11 protein-coding genes are annotated in these 11,109 nt (G+C 35.5%); 5 read left to right on the forward strand and 6 right to left on the reverse strand.

The features are described 5' to 3' along the window. The first annotated feature begins 15 nt into the window (after positions 1–15). The 5 genes from ACSVC9_RS09110 (at position 16) to ACSVC9_RS09130 (ending at position 4,966) form a co-directional block, all read left to right on the forward strand. Positions 16–1,251, forward strand: coding sequence for a hypothetical protein (locus tag ACSVC9_RS09110; protein ID WP_446897177.1), 1,236 nt, complete (start codon positions 16–18; stop codon positions 1,249–1,251). A gap of 98 nt (positions 1,252–1,349) precedes the next feature. Further along, positions 1,350–2,075 (forward strand): ABC transporter ATP-binding protein, encoded by a 726-nt coding sequence (locus ACSVC9_RS09115; protein WP_446897178.1) that lies wholly within the window; start codon positions 1,350–1,352, stop codon positions 2,073–2,075. Further along, the gene (locus tag ACSVC9_RS09120) at positions 2,062–2,814 is read left to right on the forward strand and encodes an ABC transporter permease (RefSeq protein ID WP_446897179.1); all 753 of its coding nucleotides are present in this window, start codon (positions 2,062–2,064) and stop codon (positions 2,812–2,814) included. Before ACSVC9_RS09115 ends, ACSVC9_RS09120 begins: the two co-directional genes overlap by 14 nt. Before the next feature lie 18 nt (positions 2,815–2,832). After that, positions 2,833–4,299, forward strand: coding sequence for a sensor histidine kinase (locus tag ACSVC9_RS09125; protein WP_446897180.1), 1,467 nt, complete (start codon positions 2,833–2,835; stop codon positions 4,297–4,299). Further along, positions 4,277–4,966 (forward strand): response regulator transcription factor, encoded by a 690-nt coding sequence (locus ACSVC9_RS09130; protein ID WP_446897181.1) that lies wholly within the window; start codon positions 4,277–4,279, stop codon positions 4,964–4,966. Before ACSVC9_RS09125 ends, ACSVC9_RS09130 begins: the two co-directional genes overlap by 23 nt. Positions 4,967–4,975: 9 nt before the next feature. On the opposite strand, the gene ACSVC9_RS09135 is transcribed toward ACSVC9_RS09130, so the two are convergent. The 6 genes from ACSVC9_RS09135 to ACSVC9_RS09160 form a co-directional block, all read right to left on the reverse strand. Then, complete coding sequence (locus tag ACSVC9_RS09135; RefSeq protein WP_446897182.1) at positions 4,976–6,142, reverse strand: GGDEF domain-containing protein; 1,167 nt, start codon at positions 6,140–6,142, stop codon at positions 4,976–4,978. Positions 6,143–6,144: 2 nt separating this feature from the next. Next, positions 6,145–7,443, reverse strand: coding sequence for a homoserine dehydrogenase (locus ACSVC9_RS09140; protein ID WP_446897183.1), 1,299 nt, complete (start codon positions 7,441–7,443; stop codon positions 6,145–6,147). Between the two features lie 19 nt (positions 7,444–7,462). After that, positions 7,463–8,116 (reverse strand): flagellar brake domain-containing protein, encoded by a 654-nt coding sequence (locus ACSVC9_RS09145; RefSeq protein ID WP_446897184.1) that lies wholly within the window; start codon positions 8,114–8,116, stop codon positions 7,463–7,465. Positions 8,117–8,151: 35 nt separating this feature from the next. Next, positions 8,152–8,808, reverse strand: coding sequence for a potassium channel family protein (locus tag ACSVC9_RS09150; RefSeq protein WP_446897185.1), 657 nt, complete (start codon positions 8,806–8,808; stop codon positions 8,152–8,154). Between the two features lie 24 nt (positions 8,809–8,832). Continuing rightward, on the reverse strand, positions 8,833–10,188 hold the full coding sequence (locus tag ACSVC9_RS09155; RefSeq protein WP_446897186.1) for a TrkH family potassium uptake protein: 1,356 nt from the start codon (positions 10,186–10,188) through the stop codon (positions 8,833–8,835). Positions 10,189–10,340: 152 nt separating this feature from the next. Then, positions 10,341–11,015 carry an Ig-like domain-containing protein gene (locus ACSVC9_RS09160; protein ID WP_446897187.1) on the reverse strand — a complete coding sequence of 225 codons (675 nt, stop codon included), beginning with the start codon at positions 11,013–11,015 and terminating at the stop codon, positions 10,341–10,343. Positions 11,016–11,109 lie beyond the last annotated feature (94 nt).

Below are 11,109 nucleotides of genomic sequence, written 5' to 3' on the forward strand. Positions count from 1 at the left end.
CAAGGAGATGTAAAAATGAAACTAGGTAAAAAAACAGCTATTGCAATAAGCTTTACTGTAGGAATACTGATGTTTGCCACTACTGCTTTTGCTGAAGTTAAATCCAAAAGCGGCTATGACCAGTTGAAGGATTCATTGAAATATACTGCAAAAGCCTGCACCGGTGAACTTTCAAGTTATACTGTAGATATGTCCTTTGTCATAAAGGACGGAACAAATACAGTATATTCCAGCAACAATTTATCCAAATTCGACATATCAAATAAATCAAAAGAAGAATCAACTGCAACCTATAATGGTTCAAAGAAGAATGACTCCTATTACTATATTGACAAAAAAAGCACCATAGTAAAAGAGCCGAATTCACTCTCCTACTATGTAACTAATTTTTCAGATAATACAAAATGGGATATAAAAAATCCTTTTGAGGAGGACAGAGCTTCCGACATTGAAAAAATAGCAGATGCCATTGTTGGAAACCTCAAGGATTCTGTTGCCGTTAGTGTAAAACAGGATGGAAGCAAGGAAATTTCAGGCTCCTTAAACAATACACAGATTCCGTCACTTATAAATGCACTGGTGTCCTTTCAATTCAAAAATTCATTTGAAGGAAATAATGACAATATAAAAATTCCAAAACTCACAGACAACATTTTTGTAAAAAATGTCAAAGGAAATGCTGTTGTAGATAAAAATGGATTAATTAAAACTGTACTTGGATCAGGAGTTATATCGGGTACGGATAAAAATGGACAGAATCACAATCTGACTTTTGAAATACTTGTAAAAATAGTTGACATCAATTCCACTAAAGTAAAAAAACCCGATCTTTCAGGTAAAAAGACAATAGTTCAAACTGGTCAGTCCTCGCCGGAAAAATTTTCAAATCCGGAAAAATACATTGGAAAATACAATCAGGATATAGTAATCGAAAAGGACGGCAAATTTGTGAAAATTGGAGAGGGAACTGTAACTATTGAAAAAATAAACTCGAATACTGTAAGCGGAACCTATGAAGCAAAATATATAAAGGGCTATGAGGATAAAAATGAAAAATTCAAATTCAGCGGCAGCCCTGACAAGCAAAACAGCGGTCCTGATTTCAATGCAAATATTACTGCTGATATTGGTTCAAAGGAAACTGCAAAGGGAAGCCTTTATCTCAATTCCACCAATGCAAATATAAGCTTTTATATAGATGGAAGCGGTCCAATGAGTTCTGACTCACAGTACAATAAAGTATTCAACTAAATATGAGAGTTCAAATTTTGGTAGATTTTCTGCTCATGCAGAAAATCTCCATTATTTGATATTAAATAAATTTAAAATACCGTAAACGGGGTGTACAGATGGAAACAGTCATTGAAATAAAAAATCTATGTAAAAAATATAAAAATGGAAGGGGTATAGACAATATAAATCTTGACATACACAGAGGCGAAATATTCGGGTTTCTCGGTCCAAACGGTGCCGGAAAAACTACGGCCATGAAAATAATGACAGGCCTAATGAAACCGGACCTTGGTGATGTCAAAATACTTGGATACAGCATTTTGACGGAATTTGAAAAGGCAATTCACAATGTTGGATGCATTATTGAAACTGCAGAAGCTTATCCATACTTGACGGCTTTTGAAAATCTGAAGCAATTTTCAAGATATTACAAGGATGTAGACAATTCCAGAATTGAAGATGTTCTGGAAATTGTTGGGCTCTTAAAGCACAAGGACGAAAAACCTGTAAGATTCTCTCTTGGAATGAAACAGAGGCTTGGAATTGCAGCTGTATTATTGTCCAGGCCACAGGTCATAATTCTGGATGAACCACTGAACGGAATGGATGTGGAGGGAATGATAAATGTAAGAAATATAATAAAAAATCTTTCAGAAAATGAAGGAACCACTTTTTTCATTTCAAGTCACCTTATACATGATATCGAACTGACCTGTAACCGAATAGGTATTTTATACAGCGGAAAAATTATAAATGTAGATACTACAAATAACATATTGAACAATTATGCTTCCCTTGAAAATTATTTTGTCAGCGAGGTGGAAAGAAATGGGAAACTTTAAAAGGGCTCTTATAAATGAAATGGAAAAATTGTATAAAAAGAAAAAGGCCATGGCAGCAGTCATACTTTCCCTTGTTTTTATAATATTCGGCCAGATTTTTATATCCGTAGTAAGAAATAATTTTGGTGTCCAGGGTGTTTCCAGCAGTGAATTTCCCCTGCTGATACTCTCCATAATTATAAATACATTGCTCCCTCTTTTTACAGCACTTGTTACCATAGACAGTTTTTCCGGTGAATTCTCCCAGAACACCATGAAAATAACCCTGACAAGACCTATCAGCAGATTGAAATTGTATTCGGCAAAAATAGTATCCATATGCATATTTATATTTTCAGTTTTAATGTTATCAATGGTATTTTCCATAATATCCGGACTTATATTCAATTCAAATTCTTTTAATCTTCTGGATATATTTAAAATAATAATTTCATATGTGGTAACTCTGCTTCCCATGGCAGTTCTGTGTCTTGTAATTACACTGCTTGCCAACATATTTAAGAGCGGAATAGCTGTATTTTTTCTGTCAATACTCGTTTTTATAGGTTTCAAGGCACTTGAAATTTTTTTACCTGCCTATTCGGGTATTTTCTTTACATCAATGTTCGGATGGTACAATGTATGGATTATGGACAACATCCCTCTTCTTAAAATTTTCCGTGAATTTATGATGATGCTCAGCTATGCTATAATATTGTTTACAGCTGGATATTATATATTTGACAATAAAGATTTCTAGATTATAGAAAGGATAAAAATGGATATTAAAAAGCGTCTCATTATCTACAATAATTTAACTATAATAGTCCCATTTATAATTACAGCCATAGTTGCCTTCATATTTATATTTGTTTCTTCAAAGTTTTTCAACGGCAGTATAACCTACAATGATTTTAAAAGGGCCTCCCTTACAAAATCCGAGCTGCTGAATGTATCCAAGGATATAGCAAAATCAGATACCAAAAATATTAAAGAGGATGAACAATTCCAAAAATATATGCTGCAAAAGCTTTCGACTATAAATGGAAAAATCATAATAGTCAAAAGCGGTGATATTGTATTTTCTTCAAGAGATCTTGGAAAAATCGATGTGGCAAAATCTCTGGAAGAGTCAGATGGCAATCGAAGAAGTCTTCTGCAAATAAAAAGTACCCATTACTCCATCGACAGTTTTCCACTGGCATTTAAAGACGGCTCCCAAGGCAAAGTTGTATTTCTAGTTCCCGCTGCAGTTGAATCCAGTATTTTTAAAAATTTTATCATAACCATATTACTTACATTTTTTATCTGCTTTATCTCAATGAGCATAATCATATCCTATATATTCTCCAAAAAAATACTGGATCCCGTTTCGGATCTGAAAAAAGCCATGGAAGAAATAAGCCGTGGGGATCTGGATTTTGAAATTGCAGAGAGCGGTGACATGGAAATAAAAGAATTATGCGCTGATTTTGAAAAGATGAGAATACAGCTCAAGGATTCTGTCAGAATGAGAGTGAAATATGATGAAAACAGGAAAATGCTTGTATCCAGTATATCACATGACCTGAAGACCCCAATAACCTCAATAGAAGGTTATGTACAGGGAATCTTGGATGGTGTGGCAAATACTCCGGAGAAATTAAAGCATTATCTGAATACCATACACATAAAAGCAAAACAGGTTGATTCCATGATTGACGACCTCCTATTGTATTCAAAGCTGGATTTAAATCAAATTCCATTCACATATGAGAAAACCGATATTGTAGAATATTTCGAATGCTGTGTTGAGGAAAACAAACCGGAACTTGAAAAGTCAAATATAAGCATATCCCTTGAAAACAATCTAAAGGGCTCACCTTTTTTAATGATTGACAGAGTGAGATTTATGAGGGTTATACTGAATATTATAGACAATGCCAGAAAATATATGGGCAAAAAATCCGGTACAATAAAAATAATTTTAAGGGAAACAAAGACCAGTGTTATAATAGAAATTAAAGACAATGGTTCCGGTATCAGCAAGGACGATTTAAATAAAGTATTCAGCAGATTCTACAGGGCCGATTCTGCAAGGAGCAATGCCAGAGGCAGCGGACTTGGTCTTGCAATAGCAAAGCAGATTGTAGAAGGCCACAGTGGAAATATATGGGCTACTTCCCGGGCAGAGGAAGGTACGAGTATAATAATATCACTTGGAAAACATAGAGGAGAATATCATGAAAAAAATTTTGATAATTGAAGACGATTTAAGTATAGCCGAACTTCAGAAGGACTATCTTGAAATCAATGAATTTGAAGTCACCATATGTACGGATGGTTTAGAAGGCTTGGATATGTTAAATAAAGAGGATTTTGATCTGTTGATTCTGGATATCATGCTTCCAAAAATAAATGGATACAGTATACTGCAGAATATACGCGACAAAAAAGACATACCGGTTCTCCTGGTTTCTGCAAAGAAGGAAGAAATTGATAAAATAAAAGGATTTAGCCTTGGAGCGGATGACTATATAACCAAACCTTTCAGTCCTGGTGAACTTGTGGCAAGAGTAAAATCACACATTAACAATTATGAGAGAATAAAAAACAAATTTACCACAAAAAGAAACAGTATAGTAATACGTGGACTTGAGATATTCAAGGATTCCATGCAGGTATTTGTAAATGGAAATGAAGTAAATCTGGCCCAAAAAGAATTTGAACTTCTACTGTATATGGCAGAAAATCCAAACAGGGTATTCAGCAGGGAAAGCCTCTTTGAGAAGATCTGGGGGCTGGATTCTTTGGGAGACAATGCAACTGTCACTGTCCACATAAGGAGAATCCGTGAAAAAATAGAGGCATCACCTTCTGAGCCGCAATATATAGAAACAGTCTGGGGGGCAGGTTACCGGATGAGAGTCTAAAATGGCATTTCATCCAGTACCTCCTTTTTTTATGGAGCTGTCTATAAATTTCTTGTGTTTTTTATTTTTATACATAAGCTTGTCAACATGGCTTATATACTCATCCGGTGTTACAGGATTATTGAAATCATATATTTCATATCCATAACTAAAACTCAGATTGTAAGGCTTATTTGACGATAAATTGTATCTTTCAAGAGAGTCGTATATCCTTTTTATAACCTCTTCAACGGTTTTTTTATCACCTACATTTAAAAATAATATGAACTCATCCCCGCCAAACCGGGTTATAAAATCACCTCTGTGTATACTTGACCTTATTAATTTAACTATGGTCACAAGCGCCCTGTCCCCTTCCTTGTGACCATATACATCATTTATATTCTTGAATTCATCAAGATCTATAAAAACAATGGAAAAAGCCCTGAGATTGTTTTTCTTCATTCTATTGTCAAGATAGGCTTTCAGCCTGCTGCGCATCCAAGTTCCGGTAAGCATGTCCATCTGTGACATCTCATGCTGAAAAAGTATATATATTATGATAAAGGAATAAGCAGCAATACTCCATATAACAAGTAATCCATATACACTCAATTGAATTATCCCGCCAATGGATCCAAAGATCAGGGCCATGATAAGTGGGATAAACTCTGTGCTTAATATTACTTTTCTGTTCTTATAAATATATATCAAACTGCATATCATATAAAAATAAGTACATACTGCAGGTATAAAAATCATAGGCTGCCTTACATATACGTTCTCCGGGGTGATTTTAAATATAAAATCAAACTTCAGGGTAAGAATCGAAACAGCAGTATTGAGTATCAAGGGTAAAAGCATAATTGCCTTTTTTACGGATCGGTGCTTAGCGCTTCTATTTTCTTTTATCCATTCCATGACAAATAAAAACCACAGATAGGAAATGACTGGACCAAGCACAAAGGATATCATATTCAATAGCTTTGATATCGGTATAAGCCAACCTAAGGATATTCCGTCTATAATACAAGTTATGGTTTCAATAATAATTTCAGCCGTATTTATGATAAATAGCAGAAGATATATTCGATTCTTCTTGTCAATTTTATCCAGATGATCTGCAACATACACTAAAAAAATTATGGAAACAACAGCTGCAATAACATTATTGGTAATCCTAAATGCCAACTGCATATTTATTTAAAATCTTCTATTCTTATAATATTATCTATTTTGAGAACCGATTCAAGGCTTATAATTTCCCTTACTGCAGCATCTATCTCTGTCTGCTTTGTTTTATGTGTAATCATAACTACGGTAACTTCACCTTTTAAATTTTCATCACCTTTTTGTATTACGGAACGAAGACTTACATCATGCTTTCCTAAAATGGTTGTTATCTCTCCGAGCACTCCGGATTGGTCAATCACATTTATTCTTATATAGAACTTGCTTTCACTTTCTCCAATATCCTTTATTTTTCTGTCCCACAAATTGTTTTTCACCACCGGATTGCTGTTTTCAATATCCACATTATTTCTCAACATTGCAATGATATCACTGACAACGGCACTTCCCGTAGGAAGACTTCCAGCTCCCCTTCCATAGAACATAAGATCTCCTACTGCATTTCCCTTTATAAATATAGCATTAAAGGAATCATATACATTTGCAAGAGGATGTTCTTTTGGAATCATTGTAGGATGCACCCTAAGTTCCAGTTTACCCTCGTTGTCCTTTGCGATTGCAAGCATTTTAATTACCATGCCGGACCTCTTTGCATACTTCATATCTATGGATTCAATCTTTGTAATGCCCTCCCTGTATACATTGTTGACATCAATTTTAGTTCCAAAGGCCAGTGATGAAAGTATAGCCAGCTTGTATTGTGCATCAAAGCCTTCAATATCGGAAGTAGGATCCGCCTCTGCATATCCCATTTCCTGGGCCTGCTTCAAAGCCACATTAAAATCCATCCTTTCAAGTTCCATCTTTGTAAGAATATAATTGGTAGTGCCATTTACTATACCGTACAATTCCCTTATCTTATTGGCGGTAAGACTCTCTTCTATGCCGTTTATTATCGGAATACCACCGGCTACACTTGCTTCATAGTTGAACATTACCCCCATGTTGTCCGCCTTTTCGAAAAGTTCATCACCATCAGTTGCAATAAGCATCTTGTTTGCAGTTACTATGTGCTTTTTCCTGTCCATGCACTTCAGCATGTACTCTCTTGCAGGTTCTATACCTCCCATAACTTCAACTACAATTTTAATTGAATCGTCCTCAAGTATGTCATTGATATCCGTGGTTATGACATTATCAGGGACATCAACATCCCTATCCTTGTTTTTATCTTTAACAAGAATTTTGGCAATCTCCACTTCATAGCCTGATCTCTTCATTATCTCCTTTTTGTTGGAATATAATATTATCCAGACTCCCATGCCTACATTTCCAAGTCCCATCAAAGCTATTCTAATTTTTTTCATATCTATCTCCCCTTTCATTCTATTTTAATTTTGAATGTACAAATTCATCTATATACTGCCATTTATTACTATCAAGATCTTCAAAATGCATTGCCGTCCTGTAGTTTTTGTTTTTCTCATCGTATTCGCTTCTTACTATGGAACACAATATATCAATTTTTTCCTTGATAAACAGAGAAACCAGGGCGTATTTAGGAGTAACCTTGTCTTCATAGGTTATAATATTTATACCGTTGGAACTTAAATCTATGCTGAAAGTTTTTTTCACTTTTGAAAAATAGGCCTTCGGTACCTCCTGAATTTTTTTATACTCCAAATTATCATTTATAAAATAATATCCAATATCCATTACAGCTTTTATTCTAGGATACCTTCTTCTTTCTATACTGTTCAATATATTAGGATTATCAATTATGAGAAGTGAAAATTTGTCACCAAGTTTGAGCCCGAGTATCTTTGACTGGCATTTAAAAGCTCTGTCTTTGTATGCAACAAGATAATTCACGGTATCATCAAGTTTTACAGTGGAATAATTATCCTGATCAACAGGCACATTTACAGCGAAACAATTGTCATATACCTTTATAACAATTCCTTCAAAAAACTTTTTGCCATTTACAAATTCAATTCTAAGTCCTATGTATATATTCTTTTCGTATGACGCCTCTTCCATTCAATATACCTCCATTTTATAGTAAACCCCAATATTTAAAAATGCTTTTCAAGTTCTTCTATTTCTTTTTGTCCTCCAATAGCTATGATTATATCACCTTCAAGCAGTACAAAGTCTGAAGCAGGCGATACATTTATCTTGTTGTTCCTTTTTATGGCTATAATGTTTATTCCATATCTGGCCCTTATGTCAAGGTGTCTCAGATCCCTTCCAATCCATTCTTTCATACACAGTATTTCCGTCAGCCTGTATTCAGAGGACAGCTCTATGAAATCCAGTATGTTGCTTGATACAAGATTGTGTGCAACCCTGATGGCAGTATCCTTTTCAGGAAAAACAACCTTATCCGCACCTATTTTATACAGAATTTTCGCGTGCAGCTCTGTGTTTGCCTTGGCAATGACGTATTTCACGCCCATTTCCTTCAGCAGAAGCGTAACTATCACACTACTCTGTATATCGTTTCCTATACCTATTACTGCAACATCAAAATTGCCTGCACCAAGGGCCTTCAAATTTTCCTCATCGGTTACATCCGTCTGAACCGCCTCTGTTACATAATGGGATATGTACTGGATATTGTCCTCGTTTGAATCAACTGCCAGCACATCATTTCCAAGTTCACAAAGCGTCTTTGCCATTGATTTTCCAAACCTTCCAAGTCCTATTACGATATACTGTTTCTTTTTCATAAATCCACCTCCGGATTCCAAGTTTTATCCAATCAATATCCTGTCCTCGGGATATCTTATAGACCTAGGAATCTTTCTATTTGTCATTGACAGTACTATTGTAAGACCTCCCAATCTTCCAAAAAACATGACTACAATTATTACAATCTTACCTATATCACTGAGTTCAGCTGTAAGTCCGGCAGTCAGTCCTACAGTTCCAAAAGCCGACACACATTCAAAAAATATAGTCTGAAGTGACTCACCCCTTTCAGTTACTCCCAATATCATAAAGGAAATGAGAACCAGAAACAGATCGATAACCAGTATGACAATGGCCTTGTAAACCAATTCCTTCTTTATCGTCCTTTTGTAGATTTCAGTTTCCTGTCTCCCTTTCACTGCAGATACTGCAGTCATTACAATAAGTGCTGCAGTGGTTATCTTTATTCCCCCTGCAGTAGAACCGGGTGCGCCGCCTATAAACATGAATGATATAATCAATGATTTGCTGCTGCCGGTCATATCCTGGAGAGAAATGGAGTTGAAGCCTGCAGTTCTTGAAGAGACAGAGGTAAAAAATGAAGAAAGTAGCTTGTTTCCCGGGGTCATGTCCTTCATGGTACCAGGATTGTTGAATTCAAACAGAAAGAACAGCAGAGCTCCGGAAACAATGAGTATTGCAGTCATACTTATACAGACCTTTGAATTGAGTGAAATTTTTTTTATGTCCCTGAAGCTTCTCAGGCTGTAAATTTCCTGCCATACATAAAAGCCAAGGCTTCCGGTAATTATAAGTGCACTTACGGTCAATATAACCAGAGGGTTGTTATAATATGGTGTCAGGCTTCTGTCCCTTCCAATAAGATCCATTCCCGCATTACAGAAAGCGGAAATTGAATGGAAGATGGAATAAAACAGACCTTTTGCAAGCCCGAATTCAGGAACAAACTGGATGGACAGTACAGCAGCTCCTGCAATTTCTATTAAAAAAGTAAATATCAATATGTATTTGGACATCCTTATGAGTCCCTGTATGCTGAAGGAATTAAGTGACTGCTGTATAAGAAGTCTTTCCTTCAATGTTATTTTTCTTCCCGACAACAGTGCCAGCAGAGTGGAAAATGCCATAAAACCAAGACCACCTATCTGAATAAGTGCCAGAATTACAGACTTTCCAAAATAACTCCAGTAGGTTCCCGTGTCCACAATTGCAAGCCCCGTCACACAGGTTGCAGATGTAGCCATAAAAAGAGCATCTATAAAATTCGTATGTTTGTAACTTTGAGAGGCTACGGGAAGACAGAGCAGTACCGCCCCTATAAATATTATCGTCAAAAAACCAAATATCAAAATATGAAGTTCATTTATTTTAAACAGCCTTATGCCATTAGATTTCATTGGAAAACCGCCTTCTATTTTATGGGGACATTCCCATGATTGATAATATATATATTTTAACACATTTATATTGAATTAAACATTCAAAATATATGAAAAAGCGGAGAAATGTACTTTATACATTTCCCCGTTTTTCATCTGCAGTTATAATTCTAATTTGCCAAAGTTATATCCATGCTTATATCGCTTTTGGTTGAACTTACATCAAGTCTGGAAGTTCCAAGTAAATTTCCCTTGGCATCATACATACAAATTTGTACTGTATTTCCGGATGAAATTGAAACTGCGGCTTTGCCAATATCAAACAAATTATTGTTTCCCTCTATCTGGTACTTTGCAGCAGAAGGCAAATCCGTATTTACAGTTATCTGCTTCAACATTGGAAGAACCGGAGAAACTACCACATCTGCCGAAGCTTTATAACTATCGTCAGAAACTACCTTAAAGCTGAATACAATGGGCTTTGACAGATTTTTACCTTCCTTGGACTTTACGTCCTTTTCTATATGCAATCTATATTCATGTGACAATTTGTAGCCTCCGGAAGGTGGTTTGATCTCCGTCAGATCATCCTCATCTCCTGCCGAAACACTTGCATTGATGGTACTTTTATCTGTAATATCTTCAATACTTACATTGCCTCTTAAAGAATTTACATTTACAGGTGCACTGAACCTAAGTGTCCAGATTTTGTTTACATCACTTATGACCTTGTTTCCCATATCTTTATAACTATCCTCCGCCATGGTACTAAAATTGCCCCATGAAACAACACAAGTCAATGCAAGAATCAAAATCAACACAGTCCTCTTTATGGATTTTTTCAATTCTTTCCCTCCTTTTGAGTTTTGATGTTGAATCAAATCTGTAAAAACAGTCCCATTGCTCAGGGCTGTCTTTACTTTTTAACAAATTGCCATA

It is taken from the genome of Clostridium sp. LBM24168 (assembly GCF_052953915.1).